At 36.6% G+C, this 20,631-nt stretch carries 15 protein-coding genes; 11 read left to right on the top strand and 4 right to left on the bottom strand.

Going from position 1 to position 20,631, the window contains the following annotated elements; translation table 11 throughout:
* Positions 1 to 102 precede the first annotated feature (102 nt).
* Together EsVE80_RS06800 and EsVE80_RS06795 are read left to right on the top strand one after the other, a co-directional pair.
* Positions 103 to 1,437 carry a hypothetical protein gene (locus EsVE80_RS06800; protein WP_173103043.1) on the top strand — a complete coding sequence of 445 codons (1,335 nt, stop codon included), beginning with the start codon at positions 103 to 105 and terminating at the stop codon, positions 1,435 to 1,437.
* Positions 1,438 to 1,440: 3 nt separating this feature from the next.
* The gene (locus tag EsVE80_RS06795; protein ID WP_173103042.1) at positions 1,441 to 1,638 is read left to right on the top strand and encodes a hypothetical protein; all 198 of its coding nucleotides are present in this window, start codon (positions 1,441 to 1,443) and stop codon (positions 1,636 to 1,638) included.
* A gap of 71 nt (positions 1,639 to 1,709) precedes the next feature.
* On the opposite strand, the gene EsVE80_RS06790 is transcribed toward EsVE80_RS06795, so the two are convergent.
* From EsVE80_RS06790 to EsVE80_RS06780, 3 genes are read right to left on the bottom strand one after another with little or no spacing between them, the layout of a single operon-like run.
* Positions 1,710 to 3,629: a PTS fructose transporter subunit IIABC gene (locus EsVE80_RS06790; protein WP_173103041.1), complete on the bottom strand. Its 1,920-nt coding sequence runs from the start codon at positions 3,627 to 3,629 to the stop codon at positions 1,710 to 1,712.
* 46 nt (positions 3,630 to 3,675) lie between these two features.
* Positions 3,676 to 4,593, bottom strand: a complete 918-nt coding sequence (gene pfkB / locus EsVE80_RS06785) for a 1-phosphofructokinase (protein ID WP_173103040.1) — start codon at positions 4,591 to 4,593, stop codon at positions 3,676 to 3,678.
* Positions 4,590 to 5,345, bottom strand: coding sequence for a DeoR/GlpR family DNA-binding transcription regulator (locus EsVE80_RS06780; protein WP_173103039.1), 756 nt, complete (start codon positions 5,343 to 5,345; stop codon positions 4,590 to 4,592). The genes pfkB and EsVE80_RS06780 overlap by 4 nt, the downstream gene beginning before the upstream one ends.
* 185 nt (positions 5,346 to 5,530) lie before the next feature.
* Between EsVE80_RS06780 and EsVE80_RS06775 the strand changes: the two genes are divergently transcribed.
* Entirely contained in the window at positions 5,531 to 6,994 is a 1,464-nt protein-coding gene (locus EsVE80_RS06775) for an alpha-amylase (RefSeq protein WP_173103038.1), read from the top strand.
* A gap of 21 nt (positions 6,995 to 7,015) precedes the next feature.
* Positions 7,016 to 9,079 (top strand): hypothetical protein, encoded by a 2,064-nt coding sequence (locus EsVE80_RS06770; protein WP_173103037.1) that lies wholly within the window; start codon positions 7,016 to 7,018, stop codon positions 9,077 to 9,079.
* A gap of 46 nt (positions 9,080 to 9,125) precedes the next feature.
* Here EsVE80_RS06770 and EsVE80_RS06765 read toward each other — a convergent pair whose 3' ends face one another.
* Complete coding sequence (locus tag EsVE80_RS06765) at positions 9,126 to 10,652, bottom strand: ClC family H(+)/Cl(-) exchange transporter (protein ID WP_173103036.1); 1,527 nt, start codon at positions 10,650 to 10,652, stop codon at positions 9,126 to 9,128.
* Positions 10,653 to 10,901: 249 nt separating this feature from the next.
* Here EsVE80_RS06765 and pcrA point away from each other — a divergent pair, with 249 nt between their 5' ends.
* The 7 genes from pcrA to EsVE80_RS06730 all read left to right on the top strand — a co-directional run bounded on the left by pcrA (position 10,902) and on the right by EsVE80_RS06730 (position 20,612).
* A complete protein-coding gene (pcrA, locus tag EsVE80_RS06760; RefSeq protein ID WP_173104145.1) occupies positions 10,902 to 13,115 on the top strand; it encodes a DNA helicase PcrA in 2,214 nt (737 codons plus the stop codon).
* A 63-nt stretch (positions 13,116 to 13,178) separates the two neighbouring features.
* Entirely contained in the window at positions 13,179 to 15,164 is a 1,986-nt protein-coding gene (ligA, locus tag EsVE80_RS06755; protein WP_408639875.1) for an NAD-dependent DNA ligase LigA, read from the top strand.
* On the top strand, positions 15,154 to 16,251 hold the full coding sequence (locus EsVE80_RS06750; protein WP_173103034.1) for a CamS family sex pheromone protein: 1,098 nt from the start codon (positions 15,154 to 15,156) through the stop codon (positions 16,249 to 16,251). Before ligA ends, EsVE80_RS06750 begins: the two co-directional genes overlap by 11 nt.
* A 96-nt stretch (positions 16,252 to 16,347) precedes the next feature.
* Positions 16,348 to 16,653 (top strand): Asp-tRNA(Asn)/Glu-tRNA(Gln) amidotransferase subunit GatC, encoded by a 306-nt coding sequence (gatC, locus tag EsVE80_RS06745; protein ID WP_173103033.1) that lies wholly within the window; start codon positions 16,348 to 16,350, stop codon positions 16,651 to 16,653.
* The gene (gene gatA / locus EsVE80_RS06740) at positions 16,653 to 18,122 is read left to right on the top strand and encodes an Asp-tRNA(Asn)/Glu-tRNA(Gln) amidotransferase subunit GatA (RefSeq protein WP_173103032.1); all 1,470 of its coding nucleotides are present in this window, start codon (positions 16,653 to 16,655) and stop codon (positions 18,120 to 18,122) included. The genes gatC and gatA overlap by 1 nt, the downstream gene beginning before the upstream one ends.
* Positions 18,122 to 19,552: an Asp-tRNA(Asn)/Glu-tRNA(Gln) amidotransferase subunit GatB gene (gene gatB / locus EsVE80_RS06735; protein WP_173103031.1), complete on the top strand. Its 1,431-nt coding sequence runs from the start codon at positions 18,122 to 18,124 to the stop codon at positions 19,550 to 19,552. The genes gatA and gatB overlap by 1 nt, the downstream gene beginning before the upstream one ends.
* A 7-nt stretch (positions 19,553 to 19,559) precedes the next feature.
* Complete coding sequence (locus tag EsVE80_RS06730; RefSeq protein ID WP_173103030.1) at positions 19,560 to 20,612, top strand: diacylglycerol kinase; 1,053 nt, start codon at positions 19,560 to 19,562, stop codon at positions 20,610 to 20,612.
* Positions 20,613 to 20,631: the final 19 nt, after the last annotated feature.

The raw sequence follows: 20,631 nt of genomic DNA, 5'->3' as shown, positions 1-20,631 counted from the left end.
GTTTTGATAGCTTTTTTAAGAAAAAGCGATTCCTTTTTGCTTTTTTTTAAAGCTGTTATTGGTTATAATGAAATTATAGAAAGATTAGAAGGTGGTGAGATAGTGAAGCTAACATATAAGATGTTTATTACAGTTCAATACATTAATTTAAATAAGCAGATGATTAAGCGTCATTTACAAGATTGGCTAGTTTTTATTCGTTTGCTATATCAACCGGAGCAAATGATCGTGAATCACGAAAAAATACAATCTTTTTCTTTAAAGAAAGTCCATCATCTTTTGAATCACTTAACTGAACAGGAAGATTTAGAGTTTATTGTAAAAAACGGACCCAATGAATCCTATTTTCATTTAGTAGATGGAAACCTGTTGGAAAAACATCTCATTTCACAAGATATTTTCCTAACTAATCAACAAATGATCTTAAATTATATTGAAGTTAAAATGAGTAAGCGGGGTTTATTCGGCTATATTCGTAGTTATGATGAGTATTTATACCATAATACAGATGAAATTGAAATGCGGCAAGTTTTTCAACCCCTGTCAGAAATTGAAAAATTACCTAAAATTCGCAATAAAGAAAATGAAACCGTAGTGGATTGTAATCAATTTGCTGGTTACGACATTTTTTACCGTGGCTTTTGTCTGACATCTTGTTGGCGGATTTACTTCACTTCTCGTTACCATAAAATCATACCCTTAGCTGTCTTAGAAGAAGTGCAGCAAGTTGAACAGGTAACCAAAACGGCAGAAGATGTTTGGTTTGTTGAGCTATATAAAGATCCCTACCGTTGGCAAGAGGAATTGAATTTGGGTTACCAGCGCCTATTTAGAGATCAGATGGGGATTGATCAATTAGCTTGGGATAATGGAGTTGGTATATTACGTGAACCATTAATTGAATATGCATACACAGATAACATTATTCAAACAGTACAATACCAAAATGATCGGTTGCAACCAACGCCTAAAAAGAATGCGACACATTTTGTAACGCGAGTATTCGATATTGTTCATGGAAATTATCAAGAAAAACGTGTCAAAGGCGTATTAAATGCTCAAGCTTATTTTCCTTGGATTGATGAACAAGGAATGAAAATGATGAATTATCTCGTTTTAAATCCGCAATATTCTCTTGATGAAGGTTTTTGTGCATATGAATTCTATTTGCGAAATTACCTAGAGATTAATGTAACAGACGAGCGATACCACGAATATCTAGCTATTCTAACTATTTATCTACCAGATGATTTTCTAGCTAAAGTACCCTATAAAGTTTTAAAAGAAGAAATGAAGGATGTTCATTTTACGCGATTGAAAAAGCGCAAACAACGGGTTTATTTTGATATTAAAAAAGGCGAAAATCATTTGCGAGTTAATTTTGTAGGATTTTCGGCAATGAAAAATACGAATGAAATTAGTCATGTAGGGGGTTAAAAAATGGAAGATTTGTTGTTTAAAAAATATATGGTACCAACAGGTATACTGACAATATTATTGTTGATGCTTCCGGATTTTTTTATGAAGATTCCTTTGGCTCTGGTGATTATTTTATTTGGGAGCTGTCTATGTATATACAAATATTGGCAATTAGAAGTAAAGTTGGAAATTAGAAAAATCAGGAGTAGAGAAGAGTGATATAGTAAAAGAATATTGTTTTCATAAAAAAACCAACGATGTGTTACATACATCGTTGGTTTTTTTCTTTTTTAATTAACGTCTTTTTTTAATAAGCCGAAAACAATCCCTGAAATTATCGCGCCAATCGCAATAAAGACAAGATATAAAATCGGATTACTTACCAAGAATACTACGAAAATACCACCATGAGGTGCAAGTAACAAAATATCTTTTGCTCCCACTAAAGCCCCGGTAATTGCTGAACCAATGATGAAACTAGGAATTGCTCGGAGTGGGTCTGCAGCAGCAAAGGGGATTGATCCTTCTGTAACAAAAGATAGACCCATTACGATGTTTGTTAAACCAGCATCTTGTTGATCTTTAGTAAATTTATTTTTAAACAAACGTGTTGCAACAAAAATTGCCAATGGCGGTACCATCCCACCAGCCATAACAGAAGCCATTACCACACTACCACCAGAAGCAACTGTATTAGCTAACGTTGCTGTACCAAAAACATATGCTGCTTTATTAATTGGACCACCTAAGTCAGCTGCCATCATCCCAGCTAGTAAAGCTCCAAGTAAAGCTGCGTTAGAACCGCTCAAACCTGTTAAGAAACTATTTAAGGCATCATTGATCACTTTCATTGGTACATTGATGATAAGCATTAGAAAACCTGTAATCAGAAGACCAAATACGGGATAAAACAAGATAGTCTTAATTCCGTCAAGTGATTTTGGGAGACCTTTAAACAGTTTTCGTAAGAATAAGATAACGTAACCGCCAAGAAAACCACCAATTAGAGCGCCTAAAAAGCCAGCGCCACCTGCATTGGCTAAAGCACCTGCAGCAAAACCAACGATTAAACCAGGTCGATCAGCAATACTTGAAGCAATAAAACCGGCTAAGACTGGTAACATAAAGCCAAAGGCGGCACTACCAATTTGGTTAAACCAAGAAGCCTGGATATTGTAGTTACCAAGTTGCGCTAAGCTATCTTGAGGAACGCCCATAAATTGGTCAATCATAAAGGATAGGGCAATGGCAATACCACCACCAATAACAAATGGCAACATATGAGAGACACCATTCATTAAGTCTTTGTAGATTCGTTGGCCAACAGTTCCATCGGCACTTTCATCTGAACTATTAGAAGCAGAACCATCTCCTTTAAAGACCGGAGCTGAACCACTCAAAGCTTCGTTAATTAAAGTTTCAGGTTTACGAATACCATCACTAACAGGACGATTTACGAGATGTTTACCATCAAAACGATCCATCTCAACTTTTTTGTCTGCTGCAACAATGACACCATCTGCACGTGCAATGTCTTCAGCTGTTAAACGATTTTTAATACCTTCTGAACCGTTTGTCTCTACTTTTATGTCGACGCCCATCTCTTTAGCTTGTTTTTTCAAGGCATCTTCAGCCATGTAAGTGTGCGCGATACCCGTAGGACAAGCTGTAACAGCCACAATATATTTGCGATTAAAACTTTTCAATTCCTCTTCTTCAGCAACTTTTTTTTCTGCTTTTTCTTCTTCTTCTTTTTTTGCTTCTGCATTGGCAAATAGCTGTTGTATCTCATCAGGTGTTTTCGCTGATTTTAATTGGGCGACGAAATCGGCATCAATTAGTAAGCGAGAAAGGGCAGCTAGGGCTTGTAAATGCGTATCATTTGCGCCTTCTGGGGCAGCAATCATGAAAAATAGGTAAGTTGGTTGTCCATCAAGTGCTTCGTAATCAACACCTGCATTACTTTTAGCAAATAATACAGTTGCCTCTTTAACAGCTTTATTTTTTGCATGGGGCATTGCAATGCCATCGCCTAAACCAGTTGAAGTTTGTGCTTCTCTGGCTAAAATACCGTCTTTGTATATCGTGATGTCAGAAATTCGACCCACATCATACATTTTTTGGACCATTTCATCAATTGCACCTTTTTTGTCAGTGGCCTTAAGATCCATAATCATGGCATCTTTGATCAATAAATCATTGATATTCATTTTTTTCCTCCTTTGTATTAAAACAGCAGCTTATTTTTACCAGAAATTAATCGGCAATTTTTTCAATTACGACTTCGGCTAATAGTTCTTGAATGAAGTCCGCTTGAGCCAAATCATCAGAAAATGCTGTAGCACTTCCGCAAGCAACACCCCATTTAAACGCGTTTACTGCGTCTTTATTTTTGCTATAGGCGCCAATGAAACCCGCAATCATAGAATCACCAGCACCAACTGAATTCTTTAGCGGACGTTTTAAAACGTTAGATTGATAAACGCCATCTTTGGTGAAGAGTAGCGCGCCATCGCCAGCCATTGAAATGATGGCGTTTTGGGCTCCAGCTTTCAGTAGCTTTTTCCCAAAAGGAATGATGTCTGTAACAGTATTAAAAGTAGTATGATAAGCTTCGGCTAATTCATGGTTATTTGGTTTTACTAATACGGGTTGATGAACCAGAGCATCCATTAAATCTTGACCAGTTGTGTCAATGACAAAATTTGCTTTATTTTCTTTTACTAATTGAACAAGTTCTTGATAAAAACCATTTGGTAAACTTGCAGGAGCACTGCCGGATAAAACAACAATGTCATCGTTAGAAATATTGCTTAATTTTTCTTTTAAATCACCAATATCTTTTGTTGAAATGTCAGGACCTAATCCATTGATTTCAGTTTCAGCTTTTGCTTTTAACTTAATGTTAATTCGAGTATCTGAAGTAATTTGGGTGAAGTTTTGTTGAATTCTTTCATGATTTAACCAGTCGGAAATAAACGTGCCGGTAAAACCACCTAAAAACCCTAAGGCGATATTTTCAATTTTGTTCCGCTTTAATATTCGAGAAACATTGATTCCTTTGCCACCAGGTAATTTCAAATCTTTTTTCATTCGGTTTACTTCACCAATTTTTAAGTCATCCACATGGACGATGTAATCGATAGAGGGATTTAGCGTTACGGTGTAAATCATTTTTTTGCCTCCAATATTTTGACTTCACGATACAATTCTACGTGTTCTTCAGGACAGTAATCCGTCAGAATTGTAGCTGCATCGAGTGGTGCAACTTTTGCAAAACTAATTTGGTTGAATTTACTATGGTCTGCCAAAATAAATCCTTCTTCTGCTTGTTGCAAAGCTATTTTCTTTAAAATAGCTTCTTCTGGATCAGGAGTAGTAAAACCTGCAGTTAAATCAATGCCATTCATGCCTAAAAAGGCCTTATTAAAATTAAACTCAACTAATTGTTTTAAGCTAGTGTTTCCTAATGTGGCATTGGTCGAGAGTTTAATAGCACCTCCCAAGATAATGGTATCAATATTTAAATCAATCAATTGTGCTGCATGTTTAACAGAATTCGTTACGACTTTCAACGGCGTTCCAGTTGGCAGCAGAGGGATAAGTTCTAAAGTGCTGCTACCAGCATCCAAATAGATAACGTCATCTTTTTCAATTTGTTTTACTGCCAATTTAGCAATCGTTTGTTTGGCAGAAACGTTTTCTTTTGTTTTGGTCTGCATGTCTGCTTCAAAACTGATGTGTTGCCCTACTCGTTTTGCTCCGCCGTGAATTCGAATTAGCAATTTTCTATTTTCTAATTCTTGTAAGTCTCGACGAATCGTTGACTCAGAGGCATCTAGCAGATTCGTTAATTCGTGCAATTTGACGATATTATTTTGAGCTAGGAGTTGCAAAATCTTTTGTTGTCTCTCTTCTGTAAGCATTTACAATTCCTCCTTCGACCATATAGTAGCATGTTTTTCTTTCAAATTCAACAATAAACGGTCAAAAACATTCAAAACGAAGCAACAAAGTCGGTGATGATGATGAAACTGTTGCTGTGTAAGGGTTAACAATTGATAAAAGTAAACTTTTTTGGCTTAATCATAAGTAGAAGGGTGTTGGTAAAATGAATAAAACTATCTTGCAAGCATTTCAGTGGGAGCTAGAAGCAAATAGCAGTCATTGGAAGTCTTTAGAAGCAGAAATTGATTATTTTAAAAAGCTAGGAATAAACGCCTTGTGGCTACCTCCAGCAGCCAAAGGTTCCGCAGGAGTAGATGATGTTGGTTACGGCACGTATGACTTATATGATTTAGGAGAATTTGATCAAAAAGGTTCCGTCCCCACGAAATACGGTACGAAAGAAGAGTATCTATCTGTGATAAAAAAATTACAAGAAAATCAAATTGAAGTGTATGCAGATATTGTTTTTAATCACTTTATGGGTGCGGATGAAACAGAAAAGGTTGCGGCTGTTAAATATAGTTGGGATGATCGCAATCAACAAATTAGTGATGAAGAAGAAATTGAGGCATGGACGCGTTTTACCTTTCCAGGACGTAATGGAAAGTATAATGATTATATTTGGACATGGCGTAATTTTTCTGGAGTTGATTATGATGTGCACAATAAGGATCATGCGATTTTTAATCTCGCCGATAAAGGATGGGTTTCAGATGTAGATTCTGAAAATGGCAATTTTGACTATTTGATGGGTTGTAATCTAGATATGACGTTTGAAGAGACGATTGAGCAATTAGATCAGTGGGGAAAATGGTTTTTAGATCAAACCAATGTGGATGGCTTCCGTTTGGATGCAGTAAAACATATTCAATTTGATTTTTTTGTAGATTGGCTATTAAAACGACGAGAAGAAAAAGGATCGCCACTTTTTGTTGTGGGAGAATACTGGTCAGATGAACTAGATAAGTTAGAAAACTATATTGATTCTTCTGGGAATCTCATTTATTTATTTGATGTGCCATTACATTTTAATTTTTATCAAGCTAGTCGGGGAAATGGTAACTTTGATTTACGTGAAATTTTTACCGGGACTTTAGTTGAATCAAGACCAGACTATGCCGTAACTTTTGTCGATAATCACGACACGCAAATAGGCCAAAGTTTGGAGTCTTGGGTTGATGGTTGGTTTAAAGTTCATGCTTATGCCTTGATTTTATTGCGCAAAATTGGGACACCAACTGTTTTTTGGGGGGATTTATACGGAATTCCAGCACAAGAAGTGGGACCAGTAGGTGAGCAACTTGAGTTTCTTCTCAAAATCCGACAACACTTGGCATATGGTAATGAAATAGATTATTTTGATGATCCAAACTGCATTGGTTGGGTTCATACGGGAGATTTTGATAAAGAGTTGTCTGGTTTTGCTGTCATCTTAACTGATTCTGAGGCTAATCAAAAAGAAATGACAATTAGTGCTATTCATGCTGGAAAAACGTTTGTAGATGTTTTGAGAAACAATGATACTAGTGTTGTTTTGGATGACAATGGTCGCGGTATTTTCCCAGTAAATGGCGGACAGATATCTGTATATGTTAACGAAGACGTAGCAGAAAAAATTTGGAACTAGCAGATAGAGGAGTGCATTTAAATGAAAAAATTGGGGATTTGGTTTGGTTTATTGTGTATTTTGCAAGGTGTGGTGCCGATGCAAGCGGTAGCGGAAAGTTTGGCGGAAACAAAAAGCAGTGTTAGCAGTCAAACTAAACTAACAACCGCAGAATCAATTGATTCAACTTCAGAAAGTTTTACAGGGGAAAGTTCTGCAGAAAATGAGATAGAGACAAGCGAAATAGACACAAGTAGTAGTAAAACAGAAGAAACAAACGAGAGCAGCTCAACTTTAATCGACGAGAGAACAGATTCAAGTACTATTCAAAGTGCAGTGGTGCAATCAGAAGAAGATTTCCACAAAAAGGCAAAGTTAACTCGGAATAATTTATTGAAAGCAGAATATGTCACTTTGACAAATAAGCATTCTTCTTTAAAAATTTATCAAAATTTAGCTGATTTAAATGCTTTTACAACCCCCGAAGCAGAGTGGTTAAATAAGACCTACCGTGTTACTGAAACTGCCAATTTAAATAATCAAGATTATTATTTAATTTCTGATGGTCGCAGTAATCTCGGTTATGTGCTGGTGGGTGATGTTATTGCTACAAGTTTCTCGCAAGGATCAGAGATTCCTTTAGAACAAAAGAAGTATTTTGTTGCAACAGAACAAAAAAATGCTTTGTTTTCAGACTTTCAATCTGCACCGAAATCTACGCAAAGTATCTTGCGTAGAACACTGAAGGCGACAGGATATTATATGGATTTTGATGGGACTTGTTACATCACATTAGTCGATCAAAATAATAATAAGATTGGGATGGTTGATCAGAAGGTCTTAAAAGAAACCACTGCTGGGGGAATTTATCAAGCAAACAGACAATATGTAACCTTTGTAAAATTAAATAGTGATATTTATAATAACTTTGATTTTGCCTTTCGTAGTAAAACAAATTCATACTATTTAAAAACGTATGAAGCTAAAGGTTTTTATCTTCACTTTAACGGCAAAAAGTATTATACAGTCTATGATAATAAAGGAAAATGGATTGGCTATGTACCAGAAGATACTGTGAAATCCGGTAATGGTAAAGGTGGAATTTATCAAAGCAGTAATCGTTATATTACCTTTACTAGTGCTAATTATGCGATGTACAGTAATTTTGACTTTAAAAAATTACGTACAACCAAGGCACTCTACAAAAGAACATACCAAGCTCGTGGTTACTATGAACATTTTAATGGTGCAAGGTATTACACAGTTTACGATAATAAAGGAAAATGGTTGGGGTATGTAAATGCTGCTAGTGCCAAAACTGGTAACGGTAAAGGTGGAATCTATCAAAAACTTGGAAACGACGGCGTGGTTATTTCTCGAAATTACGCAACGTACAACGACTTTAATTTTAGAAAACGGGGAACAACAGCATCTGTTTTTAATCAAAATGTTCAAGTTCGTGGTTATTACCAACATTTTAACGGAGCGAAATATTATACTCTTTATACTGCTAAAGGGAAGTGGATAGGCTATGTTAATAGTGCTGCAATACGGATTAAAAAAGGTGTGGCTGCGTATTTAGGAACTTCTAGAAGCCGTGTTTTGAATCATCTAACAGCTAATGAAAAAAATGGATTTTACGTTGGTACACGTTATAGAGGGCTAGGTTATGGTGGTATTAGTAACCAAGAAGTCTTTATGCAGCCAAAAGGACGTCCAAATCAATATGGACAAGGCATGAACTGTACGGGATTTGTAGCAGCTGCGATGCGTAACAGTGGTGCAAACTTAGCTCCCATTACCCGCTTGGGGTATGGCGGTGCGGCTAATGCGACGCTATGGCGGGATGCATTAAAGAAAAATTCCAAGTATTACACTTACGGCTCCATCAACGCATTATTGAAAAGCGGGCGAGCTAAAAAAGGGGACATTTTGTACCTCGAAGGACGTTGGGGAGAATATGGTGCAGACTGTCATATCGGAATTTTTTGGGGGAATAATGGTCATCAAAATCGATTCTGGCATCAAGTTTTGGCGGGTAATATGATTTCTAACATTTTCTCGGGTACACCGTATTCGATGATTTACTTATTTCCGCAAGAGTAAAAAAACGTGAGATTCTCTTTGAATCTCACGTTTTTTTTATTTATTTTTATATTTGCTCGTTAATTTTACGAATAATCTCACCAGCGTGGGTTGTATCAGTCAAAATCTCTAATGTATCGCCCATTTTCATGACGGTATCGCCGTGAGGGAGAATTTCACGATCGCCCCGATGTAAAAGTGCTAAAAGCATATGGTCAGGCCAATCAAAATCACGGACTAAAGTTCCATCTAATTTGCTTCCAGCCAAAACAGGAATTTCGACCGTTGTTCGTTGTCCGCTTAAATGTGTCTTTTTGCCTTTTACCAGACGTTCTAAAAGAGCTTCATAAATTGGATCACCGCCTAAAATATCCACTACAACATACGCTACGAGTGCAGTTAGTCCTAAAGGCATTAAATGGACGAGGGAACCAACCATTTCAGTGACTAAAATTATAGCAGTTAGTGGTGCTTTACCAATAGCCGCAAAATATCCAGCCATAGCAATTACGATAAAATCTTTAATAAAGGTTGGTTCTAAATTAAAGAAAATCACAGAAAAATTGGCAAATAGACTGCCTATTACTGCTCCTAAAGTTAATATAGGCAAAAATATCCCCCCCGGAAGACCTGAACCATAAGAAATCATCGAAAAGATAAAACGTAAACTAAGCAGACAAAATAAAGCAATTAGCGTGGGTGAGTGTTGTCCTAAAGCAAGGATAATCTGATTTCCGCCACCAAGATAATAAGGAAAATAAAGACCAATAGGAATGATTAAAAGAAATGGAACAATACCACGTAAATAAGATGGCAAAGGGAGAAAACTATACCACTTTTCTAACGCTAGTAAAATAATTTGATAGAAGCGGCCTAAAATTCCCAATACAATTCCTAGTAAAATTAATAGCCAATAATGTCTTAAAGGCAAAGAGGGAATATCACCTAGATGTAGCACTGGTTGGAGTCCAAAAATAGTTAAGGAAACAAAATTGGACATTAAGGCAGCGGCAAAAGAGGTTAACCAAACCAAGGGTGAAAAATTGTGATGAACTTCTTCAACCACAAATAATAATCCCGCAACAGGTGCATTAAATGCTGCCGCTAAACCAGCTGCAGCACCGCTAGATAATAAAATTTTTTCTTCGCTTTTGCCAACTTTCATTTTTGTGGCGACACCCTGAGCACAACTTGCACCTAATTGAATCGAAGGGCCTTCACGACCAAGAAATAGGCCTGTACCGACACTTAAAATACCCCCGATAAATTTTTTCCACAAAACTGACCACCAGGAAATAGAAACCTCATCTTTTAATTGTCCTTCAACTTGGGGAATTCCGCTTCCTTTAATATTAGGTTCGCTTTTTATCAATCTTCCCACAAACCAAGCACATAAAAGCATGAACAATCCCCAAGGTAAAAGGAAAATAGGTTGCAGCTTCAGTTGTTGATAAATAATCGGTAGTAATTCACCAATTTTTTCAATGCAAAGGCGAAACAGGCTTACAACTATCCCGGCCAAACTACCAACTAAAATTCCCTTTCCGATATATTTTATTTTTGTTTTATCTAACGTATCAAAAAAATTTTTCATTTTAACCCCGCCATTTCATTCATCTACTTGTCAAAATAGACTGCGTTATTATCATAGCGGATTTTTTTAAGGAGAACAAATAAATATTGAGGGTCGAGAAATTGTTCTTAAATTTTAGCTCATTCAGTTTTATAAAAAAACTAATATTTCTTCTTTTTCAATTTATCCAATGAAGCTAAAATGCTATAATTAAAAAGATTGAATTAGAGAGGATGTTGTTATGTGTCACCCAATCCATTATTAGAGGGAATGAATCCTCGTCAAAAAGAAGCGGTAAAAAAAACAGAAGGACCCTTATTGCTTATGGCAGGGGCCGGAAGTGGTAAAACACGCGTGTTGACGCATAGAATTGCGTATTTAATTGAGGAAAAAGAAGTGAATCCTTGGAATATTTTAGCGATCACGTTTACAAATAAAGCGGCAAAAGAAATGAAAGAACGTGTTAATAAGATTATCCCGGCTGGTGGAGAAGATGTCTGGGTTTCTACTTTCCATTCAATGTGTGTACGTATATTACGGCGTGAGGTAGATTATATTGGTTACTCACGGAATTTTACCATCATAGATGGCTCTGAGCAATTGACCTTAATGAAGCGTGTTTTAAAAGAATTAAACATCGATCCCAAAAAATATGATCCTCGTTCTATTTTAGCAGCTATTTCAAATGCGAAAAATGCACTTTTAACCCCCAGTGACTATGAAGCACAACAGGGCGCTTTTTTTGAAGAAATAGTTGCTCGTTGTTATGACATGTACCAGCAAGAGCTAAGAGTTAATGAATGTATGGATTTTGATGATTTGATTATGAACACCATTCGCTTATTTAATGAGCATCCAGAATCATTACAGTATTATCAAAACAAATTTCATTATATCCATGTCGATGAATATCAAGATACAAACCATGCCCAATATACATTAGTGAATATGTTAGCTGCGCGTTTTCGTAATTTATGTGTTGTCGGAGATGCAGATCAAAGTATTTACGGTTGGCGTGGAGCCGACATGCAGAATATCTTAGATTTTGAAAAAGATTATCCTGATGCTAAGGTCATTTTATTAGAGCAAAATTATCGCTCGACTCAGAATATTTTAAATGCTGCGAACCAAGTGATTCAAAATAATCAAAATCGTAAGGAAAAAAAACTTTGGACAGAAAATGATTTAGGGGAAAAAATCACGTATTATCGTGGTGATAATGAGCGAGATGAAGCCCGGTTTATCATAAGTGAAATGCAACAAAAACGTCGTGAGCAACAACGTGATTATGGTGATTTTGCTATTTTATATCGGACAAATGCCCAATCTCGTGTAGTAGAAGAAACATTATTGAAATCAAATATTCCCTATAAGATGGTGGGAGGGCATAAGTTCTACGATCGCAAAGAAATTAAAGACATTCTGGCCTATTTACAAGTCATTGCAAATCCAGCTGATTCGTTAAGTTTTGAACGAATTGTGAATGTTCCTAAACGAGGTATTGGTGCTACTTCACTAGAAAAATTACGGCAATTTGGCAATCTTCATGGTTTTTCGCTTTTAGAAGCGGCGACAAATGCAGCACTAGCTAACATTAGCGGTAAGGCTGGCAAAGAGTTGGAAGCTTTTGCAGAACTTATCGCTAACTTTCAAAAAATGCGCTCCTTTTTAACAGTGACTGAATTGACAAAAGAAGTCTTAGCAAAAAGTGGCTACGAAGATGAATTAAAACGACAAAATACTTTGGAGTCTCAAAATCGTTTAGAAAACTTGGAAGAGTTTTTGACTGTAACACAGGAATTTGATAAAAATTATGAACGAGAAAATAGCGAAGATTTGGAAAATGCGGCTGATAAATTATCTGTCTTTTTAAATGATCTAGCTTTATTGTCAGACGTGGATAGTTTTGAAGAATCAAATAGTCAAGTTACCTTAATGACGCTTCATGCTGCTAAAGGATTGGAATTTCCAGTTGTCTTTTTAATCGGCTTAGAAGAAGGTGTATTTCCATTATCGCGAGCGTTAATGGAAGAAAGCGAACTTGAAGAAGAACGACGCTTAGCCTACGTAGGAATCACTAGAGCTGAAGAAGAATTGTACTTAACCAATGCCTTTACCCGAACACTCTATGGTAAAACTCAATACAATCGGCCCTCTCGTTTTGTAGAGGAAATTGAAGAAGATTTATTGCAAAAAAGCGGTCAAGTTGCACAACCTACCAATAGTCGTCCTTTTTCTGGTCGAAAGGCTCAAGCAACACGAAATTATCAACAACCTTCCATTTCAGGTGTGAGTGCAAAACAAGGCACTGGCGGTGAACAAGCAGCGTGGCGAGTGGGTGATAAATTACGTCACAAGAAATGGGGAATCGGAACTGTTGTGAAAGCAAATGGTGCCTCAAAAGATATTGAGTTAGATGTTGCTTTTCCAGAACAAGGAATTAAGCGTCTTCTAGCAGCTTTTGCCCCGATTGAAAAAATTTAGTTTGAAGAAAGGAAATACGCTATGTCAGAATCTATAGCAAAGTTGGCCGATCAAGCGGCTAGAATGCGGCAAGAATTAAACAAATATGCTTATGAGTACTATGTTAAAGATAATCCGACAGTAGAAGATTATGTCTATGATAAACTTTATCACGATTTAGTTGCGATTGAAGAAAAATATCCCGAACTTATAACCTCGGATTCCCCTACCCAGCGAGTAGGTGGACAAGTATTACAAGGATTTGAAAAAGTTGTTCATGACGTACCTTTATACAGTTTGAATGATGTTTTTACTAAAGAAGAGATTGTCGCTTTTATAAACCGTGTAAAAAAAGAGTTAGGTGAAAATGTCACTTTCGTTTGTGAACTTAAAATTGATGGTCTTTCTATAACACTGCGTTATGAAGATGGGCTTTTTGTAAGAGGTGCTACGCGGGGGGATGGTACGGTTGGTGAAAACATTACCGAAAATTTGAAAACAGTTCGCTCCATTCCACTACGTCTCCAAGAACCTTTAACAATTGAAGTTCGAGGGGAGTGTTTTATGCCTAAAAAATCTTTTGTGACGCTGAATGAAAAACGAGACGAGGCTGGACAAGCCATTTTTGCTAATCCACGTAACGCAGCAGCAGGAAGTTTGCGACAATTAGATCCTAAAGTTACAGCCACGCGAAATCTAGATACTTTTTTATATACAGTAGTGGATTTTGGACCGTTACATGTCGCTAACCAGTTTACCGCTTTAAACCAATTAGAAAATGTCGGATTTCACGTTAATCATGAGCGGCGTTTATGTAAAAATGTAGAAGAAATTTGGGAATATATTGAAGAATTCCAAGAACGTCGCACTACACTCCCTTATGAAATTGATGGGGTAGTAATCAAAGTCAATGATTTTCACCAACAAGAAGAATTAGGTTTTACAGTTAAAGCACCGCGTTGGGCAGCGGCTTATAAATTTCCACCAGAAGAAGCCCAAACAAAATTATTGAAAATTGAATGGACGATTGGCCGTACAGGGGTTGTAACACCCACTGCTGTGATGACACCTGTACGTGTAGCTGGAACGACGGTTAGTCGGGCAAGTTTGCACAATGTTGATTTTATAAAGCAAAAAGACTTACACAATGATGATATGGTGACAATTTATAAAGCCGGAGACATTATCCCAGAAGTAGCGCAAGTCGTTTTATCCTCTCGAAAAAAAGATAGCTTACCTGTTTTTATCCCCACAAACTGTCCAGTTTGTGGGAGTGAATTAGTTCACTTAGACGATGAAGTGGCTTTGCGGTGTATTAATCCGAAATGTCCAGCCTTAATTAAAGAAGGATTACGTCATTTTGTTACACGTGATGCGATGAATATTGATGGTTTAGGTCCAAAAGTACTCGCTCAAATGTATGATAATAATTTGCTCACTGATGTTGCAGGATTATATAGTTTAACGAAAGAACAGTTATTGACTTTACCAAAAATTAAAGAAAAATCTGCTAATAATATTTTAAAAGCGATTGCTGCTAGTAAAGACAATTCAGTGGAGCGTCTGTTATTTGGTTTAGGGATTCGTCATGTAGGGGCAAAGGCCGCACGAATATTAGCAGAAAATTTCGGTGATTTAGAGTCAATTGCTAAAGCAGATAAGGTTAAGATTGTAGCTCTAGATACTTTAGGTGAGACGATTGCGGATAGTGTTGTGACTTATTTTGAAAATGAAGAAGTACAAGAGCTCTTACAAGAGTTAAAAACTGCGGGTGTTAACTTCACATTTAAGGGCCGAATTGTCAAACAACTAGAAATTGATTCGCCTTTCAATGGAAAAACAATTGTTTTAACAGGTAAATTGACACATTACAATCGAAATGATGCAAAAGAAAAAATTGAAAATCTTGGTGGAAAGGTAACCGGAAGTGTCTCTAAAAAAACTGATATTGTTGTAGCTGGAGAAGATGCCGGAAGTAAGCTTATAAAAGCAAAAGAGCTAGGTATTACTGTCTGGGATGAACAACAGATGGTAGCAGCGTTAGATGGGAGTTCTGTTAATGAAGATTAAATCGTTATTTTTAGCAAGTGCATTATTGGTGCTCCTTACTGGTTGCGGCAATTTAGATAAAGGCGTTAGTAATGTAGATAACGGAGGTAAAACCGAGGGTGGTAATATGACGACCGGACGAATTGATCGTTCAGAATATCAAGCAGTAATCAAAGATGGTCGTTATAAAACTAGTGCAGCCAGAGAGCTAAATGCCACTAAATTAAATAGTGGTTATAACCAAGATAATTTTGAAACGGGTTTATTACGGTTATCTCATCAAACTTTTTCGCCAGATAAATATTTTTTTCAAGAAGGTCAAAAATTAGACTATGATACCATTGAAAAATGGTTAGAGCGTAATTCCGATGAAAATAACCAAGGGTTAAATCCTGCTGATAATAATCAACCCATCATTTTCCAACAATTAATGGAACAAGATTTTCTAAAAGAAGATGGAAAAACATTAGCTGGCATGTCGTTAGGATTTGCTTTTAATTCAGTCTATTATGGAAATGATAGCCAAACAGTTATTTCCAGAGATGAGTTAATGGCAAATGCTCGAAAAACGATTAATGCAGTATTAACCAGAGTACGCAAAATGGATGGTATGAAAAATATTCCGATAGTAGTTGGTATTTTTGAGCAAGCATCAAAAGAAGATATTAATGGCGGTAGTTACATCTATACTGCTGTTAGTAAAAATGGCGATACGACAATTGCTGATTTCAAAAGCGTTAACGAAAATTATCTAGCTCTTCCAGTAGCAGCAGATAGTAAAAATAGTGCAACACAAGATGGTATGAGTACAAAGTTCAATTCATTTCAGTCTGCAGTTCAAAACTTCTTTCCAAACTTAATAGGCGTTACTGGTGAAATTTATTATGTGGATGAGCAAGCAGAAAAACTAACAATTAATATTGAAACAAAGTATTACAGCAAAACCGAAATTACAAGTTTTACTCAATATGTTGGGAAACAAGTTGAGTCCATTTTTGATTCAGTTAATGGTAATATAGAGGTTCAGATTAATTCTGTGGAGGGACCACAAGCCTTTGTAGCGAAAAAACCTGACCAAAAAGAGATTATTTCCTATATTTTTAATTAGTGACTTGAAAAATAAGCAGAATTATTTCATTATAGAAAAGAAAAAGTATTTTAAACATGATGTTTAAGTATTTAAAGGTAAGAAAGAAGGGGTAGTATGGCAATCAGTGAAGAACAAGTTAAGCATGTAGCCAAACTTGCAAAACTTTCATTTTCTGAGACAGAAGCAGCAGAATTTACCGATCAATTGGGTAAAATAATAGAAATGGTAGAACTTTTGGAAGAAGTAGATACTACCGGGGTTCCATTTACGTCAAATGTGGTGGAAACCGTTAACGTGATGCGCCCTGACCGTGCAGATGCCGGAATGAATCGGGAAGATTTAATGAAAAACGTACCAGAAAAAGAAGACGGCTTTATTAAAGTGCCGGCAATTATTGATAATGGGGAGGCTGGCGCTTAATGGAAAAATTGTATGACAAGAACTTAAGCGAGTTACACGACTTACTTGTTTCAAAAGAAATCACGGCCACTGATTTGACTGAAGCAACAATTGCACGAATTAAAGAAACAGAAGCAAATGTTGATGCTTTTATTACAATTAGTGAAGAAAAAGCGATGAAACAAGCAAAAGCTTTAGAAATAAAAGGAATTGCTGAAGATAATGTACTAGCAGGTATCCCGATTGGCATTAAAGATAATATTGTATCAAAAGATATTTTGACAACCGCGGCTTCCAAAATTTTATCTAATTTTGAACCTATCTACGATGCAACTGTAATGGATAAAATTTATCAATCTGATATGATTCCTGTTGGTAAGCTGAACATGGATGAATTTGCTATGGGTGGCAGTAGTGAAACTTCTTATTTTAAGAAAACTAAAAATGCTTGGGATGCCACCAAAGTTCCCGGTGGCTCTTCTGGTGGCTCTGCAGCAGCAGTAGCAGCAGGGCAAGTTCCAGTTTCGTTAGGTAGTGATACAGGTGGTTCTATTCGTCAGCCTGCTGCCTTTAATGGTATCGTTGGGATGAAACCAACTTATGGTCGGGTTTCTCGCTTTGGTTTGATTGCTTTTGCATCTTCTTTAGATCAGATTGGCCCATTAACACGAAACGTTAAGGATAATGCTTTAACTCTAAATGCCATTAGTGGCTATGATGAAAAAGATGGTACTAGCTCGGGTATTTCTGTCCCTGATTTTACTTCAAATCTTGAAAAAGGCGTTAAAGGTTTAAAAATTGGATTACCTAAAGAATATCTTGGTGAAGGTGTGGAACCTGGTGTTAAAGCAGCTATTGAAAAAGCTGCAGCGACCTTTGAAAAATTAGGTGCAACTGTAGAAGAGGTAAGTTTACCGCATTCAAAATATGGCGTAGCAGTTTATTATATTATTGCCTCTTCTGAAGCAAGCTCAAATCTACAACGTTTTGATGGTATTCGTTATGGATATCGTGCTGAAAATGTAGAAAATTTAGAAGATGTTTACGTAAAATCACGTAGCGAAGGCTTCGGTACAGAGGTAAAACGTCGGATTATGTTAGGGACGTTTTCATTAAGTGCAGGTTATTATGACGCTTATTTCAAAAAAGCTGGGCAAGTCCGGACACTAATTAAACAAGATTTTGATAAAGTCTTTAATGACTATGATTTAATTATTGGTCCAGCTTCACCAACAGTTGCTTTTGGCTTGGGTGAAAAAATTAACGATCCAATTACCATGTATATGAGTGATATTCTAACTATTCCAGTTAACTTAGCTGGATTGCCTGGTATGTCAATTCCAGCTGGATTTTCAGAAGGCCTACCTGTGGGATTACAAATTATCGGGAAACAATTTGATGAAGTAACCATGTATCAAGCAGCTGCAGCTTTTGAAGGTGCTACTGACTTCCATCTACAAAAACCAGTGATTTTAGGGGGGAATAAGTAATGAATTTTGAAACAGTTATTGGGTTAGAAGTTCACGTAGAACTAAAAACCAACTCTAAAATCTTTTCGCCTGCACCGGCGCACTTTGGAGCAGAACCAAACAGTAACACAAATGTGATCGACTGGGGTTATCCAGGTGTATTACCCGTTATGAATAAAGCTGCCGTTGAGTTTGGAATGAAAGCAGCTTTGGCTTTGAACTGTGAAATTTCAAAAGAAACCCATTTTGATCGTAAAAACTATTTTTATCCCGATAATCCAAAAGCGTACCAAATTTCTCAGTTTGATCAACCAATTGGACACGACGGTTGGATTGAAATTGAAGTGGATGGCAAAAAGAAAAAAATTAGAATTGAACGAGTTCATTTAGAAGAAGATGCTGGTAAAAATATGCACGGCATTGGCGGCTACTCGTATGTTGATTTGAATCGGCAAGGAACTCCGTTGATTGAAATTGTTTCAGAAGCAGATATGCGTTCGCCAGAAGAAGCCTATGCTTATTTAGAAGCTTTGCGATCCATTATCTTGTTTACAGATGTTTCAGATGTAAAAATGGAAGAAGGCTCAATGCGTTGTGATGCCAATATTTCTATCCGTCCTTATGGTCAAGAAGAATTTGGCACTAAAACAGAATTGAAAAACTTAAATTCTATGAGCTTTGTAAAAAAAGGTTTAGCTTTTGAAGAAAAGCGTCAGGCAAAAGTTTTACTTTCAGGTGGCGAAATTCAACAAGAAACACGCCGCTTTGATGAAACAACGAATAAAACAATTTTGATGCGGGTCAAAGAAGGTTCAAGTGATTACCGTTATTTCCCAGAACCAGATATTCCTCGTTTTGTCATTGATGATGAATGGATTAGTAAAGTGAAAGCAACATTACCAGAACTACCAGCTTCTCGTCGTTTACGTTACATTAATGAATTTGGTTTGCCAGAATACGATGCCAAAGTCTTAACTTTAACAAAAGAAATGTCTGATTTCTTTGAAGCGACATTACAAGCAGGAGCTGATGCCAAACTTGCTTCAAACTGGCTAATGGGAGAAGTTTCTGCTTATCTTAATAGTGAAAAACTAGAATTAGGTGAAACAAAACTCACGCCAGAAAACTTAGCCGGTATGATTGTTTTAATCCAAGATGGTACAATTAGTTCAAAAATTGCCAAGAAAGTCTTCCGTGAATTAATTCAAAATGGTGGCGAGGCTAAAGCTGTTGTAGAGGCAAAAGGATTAGTACAATTGTCTGACCCTGCACAACTATTACCAATCATCAATGAAGTTTTGGATCAGAACGCACAATCAATTGAGGATTTTAAAAATGGAAAAGATCGTGCAGTCGGCTTTTTAGTGGGACAAATCATGAAACAAACGAAAGGGAAAGCGAATCCGGCCGTGGTTAACCAATTGTTACAGACTGAATTGGCCAAACGCTGATAAGAGTATGAAAAAGGCACGCGTGATTTACAATCCAACTTCAGGTAAAGAAGCAACAAAACGTAGCTTAGCTGATATATTACAAGTATTAGAACAAGCTGGTTTTGAAGCCAGTGCTTTTGCAACAACTCCTGAACCAAACTCAGCTAAAAATGAAGCTTGTCGGGTTGCTAAAGCTGGTTTTGATTTAATTGTAGCAGCCGGTGGTGACGGTACCATTAACGAAGTCGTTAATGGTATTGCGCCATTAAAAAAACGTCCTAAAATGGCAATTATTCCGGCTGGGACTACGAATGATTATGCTAGAGCGTTAAAAATTCCTCGTGATGACTTAAAAGCGGCAGCAGAAGTTATTTTGAAAAACCAAACAATCAAAATGGATATTGGTCAAGCAAAAGAAAATTACTTTATTAATATTGCAGCCGGTGGGCATTTAACGGAATTAACCTATGAAGTGCCTTCAGAATTAAAAAGTATTTTTGGGTACTTAGCTTATCTAGCTAAGGGGGCTGAATTATTACCTCGGGTGAAACCAATTAAAATGCATCTGAAATATGATGAAGGCGAATATCAAGGTGATGCTTCGATGTTTTTCTTAGCTTTAACAAATTCAGTCGGTGGTTTTGAACAAATAGCACCAGATGCTAAGTTAGATGATGGTAAATTTTCATTAATTATTGTGAAAACTGCAAATATTTTCGAAATTGTCCATTTGGTGGCTTTGATGTTAAATGGTGGTAAACACATTAATGATAAACGTATTATTTATACAAAAACAAGCTATTTAGAAGTAAATACTGTGGGCGAAAAAAACCGCTTAATGATTAATTTAGATGGCGAATATGGCGGAGATGCTCCCATGACCTTTGTTAATCATCATCATCATATTGAGATGTATGCTAATTTGGATGCTATTCCAGATGATGCGGTGGTAGGGTATGAGGAAGAAGAAGCTGATTACGAAGAGGTTAGTCGTGACTTTATTAAAGAAGTTGAAAAATTAACCGATGAAGATATTGACGGTGATGGTCAAATTGCTGACCAAAATGATAAGAAATAATTATAAACTCCACATTCAC

The sequence above is a fragment of the Enterococcus saigonensis genome (assembly GCF_011397115.1).
Lineage (GTDB): Bacteria > Bacillota > Bacilli > Lactobacillales > Enterococcaceae > Enterococcus_C > Enterococcus_C saigonensis.
This window is presented reverse-complemented; position numbering and strand designations above follow the sequence as displayed.

Coding starts and splice junctions, on each gene's coding strand:
- EsVE80_RS06795 (WP_173103042.1), top strand. CDS start 1,441: ATGGAAGATTTGTTGTTTAAAAAATATATGGTACCAACAGGTATACTG.
- EsVE80_RS06790 (WP_173103041.1), bottom strand. CDS start 3,629: ATGAATATCAATGATTTATTGATCAAAGATGCCATGATTATGGATCTT.
- pfkB (WP_173103040.1), bottom strand. CDS start 4,593: ATGATTTACACCGTAACGCTAAATCCCTCTATCGATTACATCGTCCAT.
- EsVE80_RS06780 (WP_173103039.1), bottom strand. CDS start 5,345: ATGCTTACAGAAGAGAGACAACAAAAGATTTTGCAACTCCTAGCTCAA.
- EsVE80_RS06775 (WP_173103038.1), top strand. CDS start 5,531: ATGAATAAAACTATCTTGCAAGCATTTCAGTGGGAGCTAGAAGCAAAT.
- EsVE80_RS06770 (WP_173103037.1), top strand. CDS start 7,016: ATGAAAAAATTGGGGATTTGGTTTGGTTTATTGTGTATTTTGCAAGGT.
- EsVE80_RS06765 (WP_173103036.1), bottom strand. CDS start 10,652: ATGAAAAATTTTTTTGATACGTTAGATAAAACAAAAATAAAATATATC.
- pcrA (WP_173104145.1), top strand. CDS start 10,902: ATGAATCCTCGTCAAAAAGAAGCGGTAAAAAAAACAGAAGGACCCTTA.
- ligA (WP_408639875.1), top strand. CDS start 13,179: ATGCGGCAAGAATTAAACAAATATGCTTATGAGTACTATGTTAAAGAT.
- EsVE80_RS06750 (WP_173103034.1), top strand. CDS start 15,154: ATGAAGATTAAATCGTTATTTTTAGCAAGTGCATTATTGGTGCTCCTT.
- gatC (WP_173103033.1), top strand. CDS start 16,348: ATGGCAATCAGTGAAGAACAAGTTAAGCATGTAGCCAAACTTGCAAAA.
- gatA (WP_173103032.1), top strand. CDS start 16,653: ATGGAAAAATTGTATGACAAGAACTTAAGCGAGTTACACGACTTACTT.
- gatB (WP_173103031.1), top strand. CDS start 18,122: ATGAATTTTGAAACAGTTATTGGGTTAGAAGTTCACGTAGAACTAAAA.
- EsVE80_RS06730 (WP_173103030.1), top strand. CDS start 19,560: ATGAAAAAGGCACGCGTGATTTACAATCCAACTTCAGGTAAAGAAGCA.